The 16,032-nt window shown below is 66.7% G+C and carries 14 protein-coding genes; 4 read left to right on the plus strand and 10 right to left on the minus strand.

All coding sequences use genetic code 11. From position 1 onward, the window contains the following. Window positions 1–34: 34 nt before the first annotated feature. The 6 genes from XcuCFBP2542_RS01610 to aroE form a co-directional block, all read right to left on the minus strand. Complete coding sequence (locus XcuCFBP2542_RS01610) at window positions 35–259, minus strand: hypothetical protein (RefSeq protein WP_167526973.1); 225 nt, start codon at window positions 257–259, stop codon at window positions 35–37. A 265-nt stretch (window positions 260–524) separates the two neighbouring features. Beyond that, window positions 525–1,100 carry an ankyrin repeat domain-containing protein gene (locus XcuCFBP2542_RS01615; RefSeq protein WP_104601881.1) on the minus strand — a complete coding sequence of 192 codons (576 nt, stop codon included), beginning with the start codon at window positions 1,098–1,100 and terminating at the stop codon, window positions 525–527. Between the two features lie 56 nt (window positions 1,101–1,156). Then, window positions 1,157–2,662, minus strand: coding sequence for a catalase (katB, locus tag XcuCFBP2542_RS01620; protein ID WP_208800416.1), 1,506 nt, complete (start codon window positions 2,660–2,662; stop codon window positions 1,157–1,159). A 412-nt stretch (window positions 2,663–3,074) separates the two neighbouring features. Next, window positions 3,075–5,210 (minus strand): ATP-dependent DNA helicase DinG, encoded by a 2,136-nt coding sequence (gene dinG, locus XcuCFBP2542_RS01625; RefSeq protein WP_104601883.1) that lies wholly within the window; start codon window positions 5,208–5,210, stop codon window positions 3,075–3,077. 217 nt (window positions 5,211–5,427) lie between these two features. Beyond that, on the minus strand, window positions 5,428–5,781 hold the full coding sequence (locus XcuCFBP2542_RS01630) for a hypothetical protein (RefSeq protein WP_104601884.1): 354 nt from the start codon (window positions 5,779–5,781) through the stop codon (window positions 5,428–5,430). A gap of 10 nt (window positions 5,782–5,791) precedes the next feature. Next, window positions 5,792–6,643 (minus strand): shikimate dehydrogenase, encoded by an 852-nt coding sequence (aroE, locus tag XcuCFBP2542_RS01635; RefSeq protein WP_104601885.1) that lies wholly within the window; start codon window positions 6,641–6,643, stop codon window positions 5,792–5,794. A 52-nt stretch (window positions 6,644–6,695) separates the two neighbouring features. Between aroE and XcuCFBP2542_RS01640 the strand changes: the two genes are divergently transcribed. After that, window positions 6,696–7,577 (plus strand): TolB family protein, encoded by an 882-nt coding sequence (locus XcuCFBP2542_RS01640; RefSeq protein WP_104602009.1) that lies wholly within the window; start codon window positions 6,696–6,698, stop codon window positions 7,575–7,577. A gap of 61 nt (window positions 7,578–7,638) precedes the next feature. Here XcuCFBP2542_RS01640 and XcuCFBP2542_RS01645 read toward each other — a convergent pair whose 3' ends face one another. After that, the gene (locus XcuCFBP2542_RS01645) at window positions 7,639–10,173 is read right to left on the minus strand and encodes a PepSY domain-containing protein (RefSeq protein WP_104601886.1); all 2,535 of its coding nucleotides are present in this window, start codon (window positions 10,171–10,173) and stop codon (window positions 7,639–7,641) included. 196 nt (window positions 10,174–10,369) lie between these two features. On the opposite strand from XcuCFBP2542_RS01645, the gene XcuCFBP2542_RS01650 reads away from it, so the two are divergent. Beyond that, complete coding sequence (locus XcuCFBP2542_RS01650; protein ID WP_104601887.1) at window positions 10,370–11,122, plus strand: DNA/RNA non-specific endonuclease; 753 nt, start codon at window positions 10,370–10,372, stop codon at window positions 11,120–11,122. Window positions 11,123–11,283: 161 nt separating this feature from the next. Here the strand turns inward: XcuCFBP2542_RS01650 and hemB are convergent, their stop codons facing one another. Both hemB and XcuCFBP2542_RS01660 read right to left on the minus strand, forming a co-directional pair. Then, window positions 11,284–12,279: a porphobilinogen synthase gene (hemB, locus tag XcuCFBP2542_RS01655; RefSeq protein ID WP_104601888.1), complete on the minus strand. Its 996-nt coding sequence runs from the start codon at window positions 12,277–12,279 to the stop codon at window positions 11,284–11,286. Between the two features lie 154 nt (window positions 12,280–12,433). Then, window positions 12,434–12,637 (minus strand): hypothetical protein, encoded by a 204-nt coding sequence (locus XcuCFBP2542_RS01660; RefSeq protein ID WP_208800722.1) that lies wholly within the window; start codon window positions 12,635–12,637, stop codon window positions 12,434–12,436. A 248-nt stretch (window positions 12,638–12,885) separates the two neighbouring features. On the opposite strand from XcuCFBP2542_RS01660, the gene XcuCFBP2542_RS01665 reads away from it, so the two are divergent. Continuing rightward, window positions 12,886–13,341 (plus strand): hypothetical protein, encoded by a 456-nt coding sequence (locus tag XcuCFBP2542_RS01665; protein WP_104601889.1) that lies wholly within the window; start codon window positions 12,886–12,888, stop codon window positions 13,339–13,341. A gap of 279 nt (window positions 13,342–13,620) precedes the next feature. Continuing rightward, entirely contained in the window at window positions 13,621–13,974 is a 354-nt protein-coding gene (locus tag XcuCFBP2542_RS01670) for a hypothetical protein (protein ID WP_104601890.1), read from the plus strand. 80 nt (window positions 13,975–14,054) lie between these two features. Here XcuCFBP2542_RS01670 and XcuCFBP2542_RS01675 read toward each other — a convergent pair whose 3' ends face one another. Continuing rightward, the gene (locus XcuCFBP2542_RS01675; protein ID WP_104601891.1) at window positions 14,055–15,869 is read right to left on the minus strand and encodes a DUF885 domain-containing protein; all 1,815 of its coding nucleotides are present in this window, start codon (window positions 15,867–15,869) and stop codon (window positions 14,055–14,057) included. Between the last annotated feature and the right edge of the window lie 163 nt (window positions 15,870–16,032).

Below are 16,032 nucleotides of genomic sequence, written 5' to 3' on the forward strand. Positions count from 1 at the left end.
ATCCGACCAGGCGCGCGGGTCTGGACAGGGGCGATCAGGGGTTGCGGATACCGACGCGCTCTTCGGCGCTCAGCGGCTTGCCGAGTGCGTGATACGAGGCGACCAGGGTCATCAGTGCGGTGCCCATCACCGCATAGAACGTCCACGAGGTGGCCAGTACGTGCACCTGGCCGAACACCAAGGCGACGACAGCGGTGGCGGTGCACAGCACCATGGCCAGCAGCGACATCAGGAAAGGAATGGAAGGATCGAGCTTCATGGTCCGGGGGTTCCAAGGTGCACTGACTGCAGCATCGGCTTTCCCGGCGGATTCTTGAATTGTTTTTCGCAGGCGTTTTTTTGCGCTTTCCAGGCCAGTCAGGGTGCGCTCAGTTTAATGTCAACGTCTTGGCGCGCAAGGGATTATGCATCAGGATTTTCCCGACACCCTGGCGGTGGCAGCGCAGGGGACGTCAATGTTTCAGCGCAGTTGCGGCGGAAAACCGACGCTGCGTACGCAGCGCCGAAAAGGGCGCGCGATGCGCTCAGCGCGCCGGGGCAGTGGCGAACTCGCCGCGTTGCAGCTTGGTGACGTCGTTGCCCTGCCCGTCCTTGAGGCTGAGGTCCGCGCCCTTGGCGGCCAGGTCATTGAGCACGTCGGTGCGCTGGAACAGCGCCGCGTACATCGCTGCGGTCTGGCCGGCGTTGTTGCGTTGGTCGGGCGCGCAGTCGGCCTGCATCAGGCGCTTGGCGATTGCCAGTTCACCCTTGAAGATGGCACCCATCAAGGCGGTGTTGCCGCGTTTGTCCTGCGCGCAGGGGTCGGCGCCGGCACTGAGCAGCTGCTCCACCGCCGGGCGCTGGCCGTGATAGGCAGCCAGGATCAACGCGGTGTAGCCCTTGTCGTCGCGGGTGTTGAGGTCGTAATGCGAGCGGATGAATTCGGCCAGCATGTCCTGGCGGCCTTCGCGCGCGGCATCGAAGAAATACTCGCGCAGTTGCAGCTTGATCTGCGCGGGGCTGGCTGCCGCAGTGCGTGCCGCTGCCGGCGGGGCCACCGGCGAGGCGGCCATGGCTGGCACGCAGACCGCGCTCAGCAAGACCAGCATCAGCGTGCGCATGTCGCTCTCCTGAAGAGGGACGGCACCGCGGCCTGGCCGCGATGCCGTTGGGTGGATCAGTCCTGCAAGCTGGAGGCCAGCTGCTTGACGCGCGCCAGATCGCCCTTGGCCACGCGGGCAACGCCGGTGCCGTACTCCGGATCGGCCTTGTACAGGAACGACAGGACGATGTGCTTGCTTTCGGCGTCGGTGTTGGCCAGCGACTCACCGAAGCTTTGCACCAGATCGGCGCGGTCCTTCTTGCTGTAGGAGCGATACAACTCGCCGGCCTGCTTGAAGTTCTGCTCGCGGGTGATCTTGGCCTGCTGGGTGGTGCCCGACAGCGGCAGTTCGCTGTAGCGCGCCGCGGTGTCCTGCGGACGCGGCTCCAGGCGGCTCGGCTCGTAGTTCACGCCGCTGGTGGTCTGGCCGATGTTGCCCTGGCCGTCCTGGTTGCCGTTGTTGACGGCCACGCGCGGGCGGTTGACCGGCAGGCTCAGGCCGTTGGCGCCGATGCGATACAGCTGGGTATCGGCATAGGAGAAGATGCGACCCTGCAACAGACGGTCTTCCGAAGGTTCGATGCCCGGCACCAGGTTGGCCGGCGCCATGGCGACTTGCTCGGTTTCCTGGAAGAAGTTGTCCACATTCTTGTTCAACACCATCTGGCCGACCTTCTGCTCCGGCACGTCCGGCCAGATCTTGGTGGCATCGAGCGGGTCGAAGTCGAACTTGGCCAGGTCTTCGGGCTTGAGCACCTGCACGTACAGGTCCCACTTCGGGTAGTCGCCCTTCTTGATCGCGCCGACCAGGTCGTTGGTCAGGTGGCTGTAGTCCTTGGCCTGCACTGCGGCAACCTGCTTGGGGTCGAGGTTCTTGATGCCTTGCAGCGTCTTCCAATGGAACTTGACGTAATGCACTTCGCCCTGCGCGTTGACCAGCTTGTAGGCGTGCACACCATTGCCGTCCATGAAGCGGTAGCCGGCAGGCGTGCCTTCATTGGAGTACAGCAGGGTCAGCGTGCGGGTACCTTCGGGCACATGCGAGAAGAAATCGAAGCGACGCGAGTCGTCGTCCAGATTGGTGCGCGGGTCCGGCTTGAACGCGTGCACCATGTCCGGGAACTTGATCGCATCGCGGATGAAGAAGGTGGGGAAGTTGTTGCCGACCAGATCCCAGTTGCCTTCGCTGGTATAGAACTTGGTCGCGAAGCCATGCGGGTCGCGTAGCGTTTCCGGCGAGTGATTGCCGTGCACCACCGATGAAAAGCGCACGAACACCGGGGTCTTTTCGCCGGCGCTGAACACCTTGGCCTTGGTCAGGCTGGACAGATCGGCGGTGGCGGTGAACTCGCCTTTGACGCCGGTGCCGCGCGCATGGACCACACGCTCGGGGATGCGCTCGCGATCGAAACGCTGCAGTTTCTGGATCAGCTGCACGTCCTGCAGCAAGGTCGGGCCGGTGGCACCCGCGGTCTGCGAGTTCTGGTTGTCGCCCACCTTGGCGCCGTTGTCGCGGGTCAGCACGGATTGGGCGAAGACCGGCGGGGCGATCAGTGTGGGGGCTAGCAGGGCTAGCACCATGAGGGATCCAGGGCGCATGGCGTCAGCTCGTAGTGATGGAGCTGAATCATGGCTAGCGGGCGATGGCGTGAGAAGTCGTTAGTTCTGATCGTTCTGATAGGCGAACATGATGATGATCGCGATGCGTGATATGCATCACTTTCTGCGTGGCATGGGGTTGCAGCCAACAGCGCTTCTCTGCATGTGGCCGCGCCGCTGGCGTTTGCATTGCATGACGAAACTGCCGATGACGATCAGGAAATACTGCCCAGTGAGGCGTGTCGATACGCCACTGTGCCAAGCGGCATTGCATTGCATCATACGGATCATCTGCGTTCGATCCGCAAAGCCCGTCACCTGCGGCCCACTGTCCGATGAAGCGATCCGGCCCGATGCGCCCTTCGTCGCGGCACAGCAGGTTCAAGGCACGCCATCAGCGCCCGATCACCCGCTTGAACGGCGGCAAGGCGTCGATGATGCGCTTGCCATAGCGGCGTGTGAGCAGGCGCGAGTCGAGGATGATGACGCGGCCATGGTCGCTGGAGCTGCGGATCAGGCGACCGGCGAACTGGGTAAGCGTGCGCAGTGCATGCGGGATCGCGATCAGGTTGAAGGCGTTGTGGCCGCGGCTTTCCAGCCATTCACTCAGGGTCGAGGTCTGCGGGTCGGTGGGCACGGCGAACGGCACCTGGGTGATGACCACGGTGGTGCAGGCTTCGCCCGGCAGGTCCAGGCCTTCGCCGAAGGAGTTGAGCCCGAACAACACCGAGCCCTCGCCGGCCGCGATGCGGCGCAGGTGTTCGGTGATGAGCTGCGACTTGTTGCCCTCGCCTTGCACCAGCACGCGGTTGCGCTGCGCCAGCGGCATCAGGTCGGCGACCTTTTCCATCTTCCAGCGCGAGGTGAACAAGACGATGCTGCCCTTGGCGCTCCAATCCAGTTCGCGCACCAGGTACTTGGCCACTTCTTTGGGGTGCCCCTCGCGGTCGTCGGGCGTGACCGGGAAATTGGGCACGATCAATTCGGCCTGGTTGGGTAGATCGAACGGCGAGGCCAGCGACGCCATCTCGGCGTGATCGGGCAGACCGTTATCGATGGCGAAGGACTGGAAGTCGCCGCCACCGGTGAGCGTGGCCGAGGTCATCACCACCGAATCGACCTCGTTCCAGATCATCGTGCGCAGCACTTGTGCTGCGGAGACCGGCGAGCAATGGCAGATCAGGTCACCATCGCGCGAGAGGGTGATCCAGCGTGCCATCGGCGGCTGGCCTTCCTTGTCTTCGCGGCGCCAGCCGCTCCACAGAGCGTGTTGCTGCTCGGCCATTTCCAGCGCCAGCCCCAGGCTGCGTTGCAACCGCTCGCGCGCGGCATCGTCCTGCTTGCCCTTGGCCACGGCGCTGTGCGCGGCGTGCACCCAGTTGAACAGCGCGCGGGTGTCTTCGCCCAGTTCTTCGATGGCCGGGCTCCATTGCGACGGTAACTTGCCGTTGGCCGCACGCCACAACGGATCGCGCTCGCCGGGCTCGGGTTTCCAGACGCGTTCGACCTCGGCATGGAAGGCCTTGAGCAATTTGGAAACGCGCGCAGCCACCTCGATGGCTTCGTTGGGCAGCAGGTTGCCGATCCTGTCCTTGTCCACCGCGCGGTACGCCGCAGCGATCAGGATCTGCAGGCGGCCGGTGCGCTTGGCCATGTCGTCCAGCGGCAGGTTGGCCGCGCCCTGGTCGATGGCTACGCCGGCGATGTGGTGGCCTTCATCGAGCACCAGCAGCATGTCCGCTGGCGGGGCGATCAGCGGCTGGCCGTTTTCGGCATCGCCCAACGACAGTGAGGACAGCAGCAGGGCGTGGTTGGTGACCACGATCTGCGCTTCGCGCACATCGGTACGCGCCTTGAGCACCGGGCACTGCGCGGCGTAGCTGCAACGGCGCCCCGCACAGCCCGAGGCCGGGGTGGTGATGCGCATGCGCAGCGGCACCGAGACCTGCTCGGGGGCATCGTCCAGGTCACCGTTCCAGGTACGCGCGGCGTAGGCCTTGGCGAGGCGCTTGGCCAACTCCGCATCCACCGGGCTGAGCGGGCGGTCGTAGAGCGCCTGCTCGTCTTCGAACATGGCGTTCTGGCTGGTGTCGCCTTCCAGCTCGGCGGCATTGCGCGTGCACAGGTAACGGGTGCGGCCCTTGGCCAGCGCCACGCTGGCCTCCAGCCCGGTGGCCTTGAGGAAGGCCGGGATGTCGCGTTCCACCAGCTGCGATTGCAATGCCACCGTGCCGGTGCTGATGACCAGCTTCTTCTTGGTGGCCAGTGCGATCGGCACGCCGGCGGTGAGGTAGCCCAGGCTCTTGCCGACACCGGTCGGTGCTTCGGCGATGCCGATGCCGCCGGAGGTAGCCAGCGCGCGCGAGACCAGGCCAATCATCTGGCTCTGCGCGCGGCGGGTGGCAAAGCCGGGTGTGTTGGCCTGCAGCTTGGCATAGGCGTCGCGGATGCCGGCCTTGATCGGGTCGGTCAGCACGCGCTGGGGGGGAACGGGCGCAGACGGCGCGGCCGGTGGGGCGAGATCACTCATCGCGCCATTTTCGCATGGACTGGCGCAGCCGCTGCGACCGACCGACGGCGCGGCTGAACGTGTGTGCCGAGCGCGCTGCGGCCAGACGTAGTGCTTCGCTGCAAGGCATGCCGATGGCATGGCCGGGCACCAAGGCGCTGCAACTGCCTCGATGCAAGGCGGCGGGCATGTGCCGCCGCACCGCCCTACCCCACGCCGGCAGGCGGCCCGAGCAGGATCAGCCGGGTCGACCCACGTCCGTCGGCAAGCGTTGCAGGCTGCGCGCCAGGGTCCACACCAGCAGGCCGATGCCCACCGCCTGCACGGTGGTCAGCACGAAGCTGCCGACCCCCATCAGCAGGGCGATCCTGCGCACGTCGCCCTGCTGCAGCAGCAGCATCGGGATGGCCTGCAGCGCGACTTCGGCCAGCACGCAGCCCAGCAGCAACCCCACCCCGGCCAGGCCGGCGCGCCGCAGCGGGCCGGCCGGCGCACGCCACAACAGCACCACGCCCAGCAGCACGGCGATCAGCAGCGGAACCCGCGACAGCAGGCTGGTGACCAGGCCCAGCAGCAGTTCGGTGGTGGTCATCGCTGCCGGTTCAGTCGGCGCTGACCAGTACCGCCTCGCGGGCACGCAGCGCGGCATAGACCGGGTCGGTCTCCGGGCGCACGCCATGCCACAGCGCGAAGCTTTCGGCGGCCTGTTCCACCAGCATGCCCAGCCCGTCGATGGCGTATCGGCATTGCGCCGCGCGCGCCCAGGCCAGGAACGCGATGGCGGTGGCGCCATAGTTCAGATCGACCGCGGCGGTCAGGCTGTTGACCAGGCTCAGCGGCAAGGCGAAGGCACCGGCATCGCGGTCGCGCCCGGCCGCGGTGGCATTGACGATCAGCTCGAAGTCGCCCAGCTCGCGCAGGTCTTCGATGTAACGCGACATCACCCGCGCCGGTTCGCCCAATGCATCGCACAAGGCATCGGCGCGTTCGGGCGAGCGGTTCACCACCACCATGTCGGTGATGCCGGCCTCCAGCAGCGCCGGTGCCACGCCACGCGCCGCGCCACCGGCGCCGAGCAGCAGCACGCGGCGGCCGCGCAGATCCAGGCCGTGGCGCTCGGTGAGATCGCGCACCAGGCCGGCACCGTCGGTGTTGTCGCCCTGCCACTGACCGTCGTTGCGCACCAGGGTATTGACCGCGCCGGCCAGGCGCGCGCGCGCGCTCAGGCTACTGGACAGGGCAAAGGCCGCCTCCTTCAACGGCAGGGTGACGTTGGCCCCCTTGCCGCCTTCGTCGGCGAAGCGCTGCAGCGCGGCGGCGAAGTCTTCCGGCAGCGCATCGATGGCTGTGTAGTCCAGCGCGATGCCGGTCTGCTTCCCGAAGTCGGCATGGATGGCCGGCGACAGCGAATGGGCAACGGGGTGACCGAACACGGCATAACGGGAGACGGGCATGTAACGCTCTCTGGTTGACTAGACTGTGCGCAGGATGAGGCAGGAACACCGCATGCAACTTCGATGGATGCTGCCCGCGCTGGCGGCGAGTTTACTCTTCGCGCCGTCGGCATCGGGACTGGCCGAATTCGGCATCGAAGGCATGGGCGTGGTCTCCACGCCGGCCAACGAGGCACGCGCCACGCTCAGCCCCGATGGGCAGCGCATCGTCTGGGCCAGCGATCGCCCCGGCGGGGCTGGCGGCTGGGACCTGTGGCAGGCGCAACTGCGCGGCGGGCGCTGGCAGGACGCGCAGCCGCTTGCGATCAACACCGCCCAGGACGAGACCACGCCGGTGCTCAGTGCCGACGGCCGCTGGCTGCTGTTCGCCTCGTCGCGGCCTGGCGGGGCCGGTGGTAGCGATCTGTACCGGGTGCCGGTGGATGCGCAGGGCCGGCTCGGTGCGGTGCAGTCGCTGGGCGCAGCGATCAACAGCGCGGGCAACGAACGCGCGCCCACGCTGTCGCTGGACGGGACGCGCCTGCTGTTGGCCAGCGACGGGCATGGCGGTGCGGGCGGCATGGACCTGTTCGTGGCGCGCTGGGACGGGCGAGCCTTCACCGCCCCCATGCCGTTGGGCGACATCAACACCGCAGCCGACGAATCCGACGCGGCCTGGCTTGCCGATGGCCGCGGCCTGGTGTGGGCGCGCGGCGCGGTCGGTGGCCCCAGCCAGCTGCTGCTGGCGACCTGCATGGGTGGCCACTACGGTGCAGGCCAGCCGCTGCCGCTGTCGTTCAACGGGCCGCAGGAACGCACCTTCGGTGCGGTGGTGGATGCGGCCAAGCCGGGCGAGCTGCTGGTGACCGGCAGTGCGCGTGCACCGCGTGCGGGGCAACTGGATATCTACCGGATGAAGGCACCGACGGTGGAGGGAGAGACCAGCTGCCGCTGAGTGGGCCGCCATCGGCCGCGCATGCCCGCCGCGACGATGTTCCTGCGGCGGCGGGCTCCGCTCAGTAGACATCGCGCCGGTAACGACCGGCGGCGGTCAGCGATTCCACCCGCGTCTGGCCCAGGATCTCGCGCAGCGCGGCATCCACCGCACGCGCCATGCTGTCCAGGCTGCCGCAGACGTAGAGCACCGCACCGCGATCGATCCAGTGGCGCAACGCGTCGCCGGCCTCGTGCAGACGATGCTGCACATAGCGCTTGTGCGCCTGATCGCGCGAGAACACTTGGTCCAGCTGTTGCAGATGGCCACTGGCCTGCCAGGCCTGCAGCTCGTCGTCAAACAGCCGGTCGTGGGCGGCCTGGCGTTCGCCGAACAGCAGCCAGTGCCCGTGCACCCCGGCCAGTTCAGCCTCGCGCAACAAGGCCCGCAGGCCCGCGATGCCGGTTCCGTTGCCGATCAACACCATCGGGGCAGCCTCCACCCGATGGAAGCCGGGATTGCGGCGCAGGCGCGCCTGCACCGGCATGCCGATCGGTGCGTGATGGATCAGCCAGCCCGAGCCCAGCCCCGGGCGGCCATCGGCGCCGGTGGTCAGCCGTACCACAACGGTCGCAATGCCATCGGCGGCGACGCTGGCCAGCGAATAGTCGCGGGTCGGCAGCCAATCGCAACCCTCCAGCCAGGTCTGCGGGTCCGGGCGGGACACTGCAGCGGTCGCCGGCGGTTCGGGCAGCACGCGCTCGGCGGCCGCACGTTGCAGCGGCAGCAGTTGCGCCTGCACATGCACCGACGCCTCTGCCGGCAAACCCCAGGCCGCCAGGCAGGCGTGTACCTGCGTGTCGGCATGCGCGGGCTGCACCTCCAGGATGTCGCCAGCCTGCCAGTGCGCATCGGCTGGCGGCTGCAGATCGATGCGCCAGATCGGCGCGAATTCGCTACCCGGATTCAGATGCGTGCGCGACGCCAGCACCCAGGGCGTTCGCTGCGGCCGCACCAGCGGTGCTGCGGTCAGCGGCGTCCCGGCAATCTGCTCCAGCTGCGCATGCCATTGCGCCAACGCCTGCGGATCGGTGTTGTCCATTTCCACCGCCGGGAACAGCGCGCGCGCGCCCTGCGCCTGCATCCATTGCTCGACCCGCCGCGAAAACCCGCAGAACTGCGCGTATTGCCGGTCGCCCAATGCCAGCACCGCGTAGGCCAGCTGCGGCAGTGCAATGCGCTGACGCAGCAGCTCACGTTCGACGTTGCGCGCCGCATCCGGCGGCTCGCCATCGCCGAAGGTACTGATGACGAACAAGGCGTGCCGCGTGGCGTGCAGCTGCGGCGCATCCACCTGCCCGAGCGGGCGCACCTGCACCGGCAGGCCGGCCGCCTGCAAATGCCCGGCCGCCTGCCAGGCCAGCCGTTCGGCAAACCCGCTCTGGCTGGCGAAGGCGATCAACCACGGTTCGGCCTGCGAGGCCGGCGGCGTGCCTTGCAACACCACACGCGCCGCACGCAGCGCACGCTGCTTGCCCCGCCGATCCAGGTACAGCATCCAGCCGCTGACGAAGAACACCGACATGCCCAGGCTGGCCAGCATCACCACGATGCGCCCCGGCAGCCCAAAGAAACTACCGGTATGCAACGGAAACATGCTGAGCATCCACTGCTGCCCGCGCGCCAGCAGCGCATAGTCGCGGCGCCCCAGCAGCGCGCCATTGCCGGGGTCGATCTCCAGCGTGTCGAAGGCACGGTCGTGATCGGGGTTGTCAGGCAGGAACCGCGCGATCAGCGGTTGCCCTGCACGCGCGGGAATGCGCAGATCCAATGCCGCGTGGCGGGTGGCCGGGATGCTGCCGAGGGTGCGCTGCACCTGCGCGAAATCCACCGTGGCCTTGGCGTGCGAGCGCTGCTCGACGTGCGGCACCGGCGCGGCGTCCAGCAGCACTGCCATGCCATCGCGATACCAGGTGTAGGACCAGGTCAGACCGGTCAGCGCCACCAACAGATAGACCAGCAGGCACCAGGTGCCAAATACCGCGTGCAGGCTCCACAAAAAGCTGCGTCCCTGCCGCCGCCATTCCACCGCCAGCCAGGTGCGCGGGCTCCACCAACGCCGCGGCCAGCGCAGATACAGGCCCGAGATGCAGAAGAACAGCAGGATCAGCGCGCACGCTCCGGTGATCGCCTGGCCGCGCTTGCCGGCGGCGAGATTGCGGTGCAGATCTTCGATGAAGGCAAATGCGCCGCTCAGCCGAGGGGCCGCCACGCGCTGGCCGGTGTAGGGATCGAAATACACCCGCGCGCTGCCCTTGGCAGGCAGGCGTGCGTTGGACGGCCGCATCCCGGTGGGGTCGATCAGCATGCGCGTGACCAACGGGCCGTTGCCGGGAGCATGCTGTGCCAGATCGAGCCGCTGCAACAGCACATCCACCGGCAATGCCTGCTCACCCGCCGCATGCCGCTGCGCCAGCTGCGCGATGGCTGGGTTGGCCAGCCGCACGACCTCGTCCTCGAACGACATCAACGCGCCGGTCGCCCCCATCACCGACAGCACCAGGCCAGCAGTGATGCCGAGCACCCAATGCAGTTGAAACAGCAGCGATTTGATCAAGACGGCACGAGATTGAATGACGTGAAGGCATTGTAGATGAGAATGCGTCTCATGCGGTGCGGCGCCCGAAACGGCACGCTGCGCGCGCCGCCCCGCAGGCGTCGGCGTCGGTCATCGGATGCACACCTCGCCGTCATCCAATGGACACGGTGCCTTGCCATTTTCTTCGCTCCCCCACTGGCAAGCGAGTCATCCAATGTGCTTCCTGTTGCGCGGCTGCCTGGTCCTGGCAGCGTTGTTCAGTACCTCCGCAGCGCTGGCCGCCACCAACTGCCCCTCGCTATACGCCAACGGCACGCCGCCGGGCGTGCGCACCGCCACCACGCGCACCACCGAGGTGTGCCATACCGAATACGCGCTGTTGGCCTCGGGCGTCACCAGGGACCCGGTGTATTCGGCCGAGCACCTGACCGACCAGCAGGTGGCCGGCGCCGAGGCCATCGGCCGGGTCGGTTCGTTCCATGAAGAAGCCGGCATCCCGGCAGCGGACCGTTCCAAGAGCAGCGACTACACCAATACCGGCTTCGATCGCGGGCATATGACCCCGGCCGGCGACGCTTCCACCGAAAGCTCGGAGAAGGAAACCTTTTCCATGGCCAACGTGGTGCCGCAGGACCACAAGCTCAACACGGGCGAATGGGCGCATATCGAAGAACAGGTGCGGCAGCTGGCCAAGCAGCACGGCGAGTTGTATGTGGTGACCGGCCCGGCGTTCGACAGCGGCACGGCGCCGACCATTGGCACCGACAAGGTCGCCGTCCCGGCTTACGTGTGGAAAGCGATCTACGAGCCGGGCGTGGGTGCCGGCGCCTATCTGTGTGTCAACGACAGCAGCATCAATTGCGACGTGGTCTCCATCGACGATCTGATCGTAATGACCAACGTGGACCCGTTCCCGTCGCTCAGCGCAGGCATGAAGTCGCAGGCGATTGCGTTGGTGTTGCCTTGAGGCGGAATGGCGGTTTGCGATTGGCAACAGCGGCGGCTGAGCCAGCGATGTGAGTGGTTGGCTCGGTGCAGCACCATGCGGTGAGAACGGCTCGGCGATGCCAGCCGCGCTCATCGATGTGCGCGAGCATCCGCTTCCCGGATGCTCGCGCGGCGTGCAGATCAGCGAGTTTCCTCGCGCAACCAGCGCGCCACCTGCGGCGCGAAATAGGTCAACACGCCATCGGCACCGGCGCGCTTGAAGGCCATCAGCGCCTCGAACACGCACTTACGCTCATCCAGCCAGCCGTTGGCTGCGGCCGCCTTGAGCATCGCGTACTCGCCGCTGACCTGATACGCAAAGGTCGGCACGCGGAATTCTTCCTTCACCCGGCGCACCACATCCAGGTACGGCATGCCTGGCTTGACCATCACCATGTCCGCGCCTTCTTCCAGGTCCAGTGCGATTTCGCGCAAGGCTTCATCGCCATTGGCCGGGTCCATCTGGTAAGTGGTCTTGTCGGCCTTGCCCAGGTTGCCGGCGCTGCCCACTGCGTCGCGGAACGGGCCGTAGAACGCCGAAGCGTACTTGGCCGAATACGCCATGATGCGCACGTTGAGATGCTTGTCGGCATCCAGCGCGCGACGGATCGCGCCGATCCGCCCGTCCATCATGTCCGAGGGCGAGACGATGTCCACACCGGCCTGCGCATGCGACAACGATTGCTTCACCAGCGCCTCGACAGTGATCTCGTTGAGCACGTAGCCCTTGTCGTCGATCAGCCCGTCCTGGCCGTGCGTGGTGTACGGGTCCAGCGCCACGTCGGTCATGACGCCCAGCTCCGGGAAGCGCGATTTCAGCGCACGTACCGCGCGTTGCGCCAGACCGTCCGGATTCCAGGCTTCGGCCGCGTCCAGGCTCTTGCCGGCCGGGTCGATCACCGGGAACAGGTCGATCACCGGAATGCCCAGCTCCAACGCGTTTTCCGCCTCGCGCAGCAGCTCGTCCAGCGACAGGCGCTCCACGCCCGGCATCGAGGCGATCGGCGCGCGGCCGGGCAGTTCATGCACGAACACCGGCCAGATCAGGTCATCGGCGGTCAGCGTGTTTTCGCGCATCAAACGACGCGAAAAGGCGTCGTGGCGCATGCGGCGGGGGCGATAGTGCGGGTGGGCCATGACAAGGCTCCTGGGGACAGCGCGCAAGTCTACGCCCGCCACCCCGCGCCAAACGCGCTGCGATGCAGTGTCGCAACGCTGCAACGCACCGGCCTGGCCCTGCTCCCGCCGGTGGCGCCTGCACGGGGCCGGCCCGGCATGGACGACACCGCTCTCAGATCACCCCGCCCCCCAGGCTCAGCCGGATCACCCCGACCACGATCACCAGGCCGTTGAGCAGCAAGCCGGTCTTGGCCCGGCCGCGATTGCCGGCCGAGGTGAACAGCAACGCGATTGCAGCGATCAGCGCACCCATCGCCGCGAACGGAATCAGGAACCAGTTGCCCCAGCCCAGCAACGGGATGAAGGCCAGCACCATCCACAACAGCGCCACGATGCCCCACAACAGGCTGATGAGTCCCAAAGTCCACCCCTCGTCGTCCAAAGAAGGCGCAAGCTTAGCCGTGCGCCCGGCAAGACGCCGTGGGCGGGTGGTCACCCTGACCAATGGCGGCTTGGCGACGGCCTCACGCAGGCCTGGCTAGTGTTGGGATCTGTCCGCTCAACTGCGGCGCCGTTCAGTCCGGGCGCCGGATCATCGCCATCACTACCCACGGGGGCTTCGGTATGAACCTGCATTCGCACATCAAGCGCGCCACGATCGCCGTGGCCGCCGCCGCCCTGCTGGCCGGTTGTGCCAGCAGTTCCAAGGTGATGCTGGGGCAGGCGCGCGCACCGATCGATCCGGCGCAAGTGCAGGTGTACCCGCACGCCCCGCCCGGCTCGGTGGAGATCGCCCAGCTCGAATCCACCAGCGCCGCCGGCTTCGGCACCCAGGGCCAGACCGATGCGGCCGTGCAGCGGCTCAAGCGCGAGGCGGCCAAGCTCGGTGCCAATGGCGTGGTCATCGTCGGCGTGGGCTCGGAGCGCTCCGGCGGGGGCCTGTCGGTGGGCGGCGGCAGCTATGGCGGGCGCGTTGGCGGCGGCCTGGGCATCGGCATCCCGACCACCCAGAAGCGCGCAGCCGGCATGGCGATCTGGGTGCCGGCGGGGGCGCAGACCCCTTCGCCCACGCCACCGTAAGTGCGGTGGCGGCCATGTCCCACTTTCTGCAGATCTCTTTTGAACGCTTTTCAACATCCACTGCTAAAGCAGCCAGGACCAGCCAATCCTGAATCGTAATGGCAGAAACCAGGCATGCCTCATGCTTGATGAAATCTGACGAACACCTCGGCCAGACTTGCTGAGCTGCTTTTTGCGAACGCTGCACAGGCCTGTATGCTTGGGCCAAAATTCGCAACCCTCGGGTCGATTGTTGGCCTCAGGGCTTGCAATAAACCGTCATTGACAGAAGGAATCGTGATGAAACGCTGGATATGGATATTGATCGGGGCTATCGGGCTTCAAACCTCCGCAACGGCAAGCACACCGCACCAAAGACTGGTCTGCCGCATGGACGACCCCTTCCTGTTCTGCTCGAAAGGATGCGACGACCCAGATTACAACTGGAAGCCGATCGATCCGATTTCAGGCACCTGGGTGGCGGTTCCTCCTTATTGTCCCGGCCCAACGCCTGTATCAACGAACTATTGCCAGGGATGGACGATGACAGCCATCGCGGCGCTCCAGCAATACACCAGTGTTTGTCCGGGTGCATTGAAGCAGGGGCAGTGGAAAGGCACCAAGCAACCAGAAATGGTGCCGTTCAAACACTAAGCAGTGCAGCCCGCGCCACACATGCAGCCGCATGTGTGGTTGCCCCAGTTGACAGTGACACCACTGCCGGGTCTCTGGCTTCAGTGCCTGTGCTGCTGCGCCGGAACGAACTGCGTTTCCACCGCCTTGGCCAACTGGTCCGGCGGGAGCAGGCCCTGGTCGAGCAGGAAATTGTTGAACGCCAGGCGGTCGAACTGCTTGCCCAGCGCCAGTTCGGTGCGCATGCGCAATTCCAGGATGCGGGTGTAACCGTAGAAATAGCTGCCGGCCTGGCCGGGCGCACGCACGCTGTAGCGATCCAGTTCCTGGCGGGTCATGGCCGGGGATAGGCCGACATCGTCTTCCAGCACCTGGCGTGCGCGTTCGCGGTCGATCAGGCCCAGGTTGAGCATCGGGTCGAGCATGGCACGGGCGGCGCGCAACAGGCGGAACTGCAGGGCGATCAGCTGCCCGTCGAGCGGCTCGTACGGCACCATTTCGGCCTCGGCATACAGGGCCCATCCCTCGACGTTGACCGAATTGAACGCAAACAGGCTACGCGCCAGCGAGACGCCGCGTTCGACCATCGCCGTGAACTGCAGCTCGTGGCCGGGGCGGCCTTCGTGCGCACTGAGCGTCCAGGCGGCCGAGCCGAAGTTGAAGTCGTCGTACTGCTCCTTCTGGCTGCCATCGGCGGACGGGTTGCCCAACGGCAGCACGAACTGCCCCTGCTGGCCGGTGTTGCCGATCAGCGGTGCGGGACGGAAGTGCGGGGCCGGCGACGCCGCGCTTTCGGCGGCGCTGCCCAGCCGCATCTGCATCGGGCGGTTGGGCACAGCGACGATGCGTTGCTGGCGGATGATCTGGTCGATCTGGTCGATCACGCCGCGGTAGTGCGTTTCCAGCTGATCGTCGGCGATCTTGTTGCCCTTGAGCGCGCGAATCACCTGCACGTAATCATTACCCTGCACGCCCTTGGCCTTGGCCACCAGTGGCGCCAACTGTTGCATGACCGAACGGGTTTCCATGAATTCCAGCTGCGCGCGCTGGATCAGCAACTGCGGGGCGATATCGATCCCCACCTGCTTGAGCTGGAACGTGTACAGCGGCTCGGGTAACCGGGTGTCCTTGCGCGCCTTGGGCAGCACGGTCTTCTTCGTCCAGGCGGCATAGTCCTTGAGCTGGGTGGACATGGCCTTGAGCGCCTCATCGGCGCCGGTGATCTTGTAGTCGGCGAACAGGTCCTGGATACCGGCGACGTAGGTGTCCACGTTCGCCAGCGCCTGCTGCACCTCGCGCTCGGTCGGCTGCAACAGCGCCTTGTTGCCGAGCTGTTCTTGGTAGCGTTGGCGTGCGAGCGTGGTGATCGGGGTGCTGCCCGGCAGCAATCCGAGATAGCGTTTGAGGCGGTCCAGCGCCTTGGCCCGCCGCGCGGCCGATACCTGTTCGGACAGCAGGTCGTTGAGGCCGCTGAACACCATCTGCGGCGCATCGACCCAAGGCAACAGATAGCGCTCGTTGAGCTCGCTACCCTGGATGTTCTGCTCGGCCGCGCCGATCATGATCTGCAGGTCCTGGCGCACGTTGGCATCGCGTTCGCTGGCAAGCCTGGCCTGCAGTTCGCCGCGCGCCTTGCGCATCGCCTCGCGATAGCGCTGCGCGTTGTTCGGCCCCAGATCGGCCACCTGGTCGTCGTAGCCTTCCAGCCCGAACGCCGTCGCCGACTCGGGCTGGAACGGTGCCTGCGCGGTCAGCAGGATCTGCGCATACCCGTTGCTGGTCTGCACCCAGGCCGGGCTGGCCGATGGCGCAGGAGCGGCCTGGGTCGATGCGGAGGTACCGGGCGGCTGCGGCTGTGCCAGCACCGGCAACGAGACGCCCAAAGCGAGTGCGACGGCGATCACAAGTGGTTTCATGGGACAGCATCCGTAAGAAGTAGCGCGACCCTACCCATCTGCGTCGAGGTCGGCAATGCCTCAGGAAACTGCACGTCGTCGAGCTAGGAACGCGCCGGCGCGCGAAGCCTTCCCGGTAACGCCCGTCGCGCTCGGGCGCGCTCCTACGGGAGCGCGCTGGCGG

It is taken from the genome of Xanthomonas cucurbitae (genome assembly GCF_002939885.1).
Classification (GTDB): domain Bacteria; phylum Pseudomonadota; class Gammaproteobacteria; order Xanthomonadales; family Xanthomonadaceae; genus Xanthomonas; species Xanthomonas cucurbitae.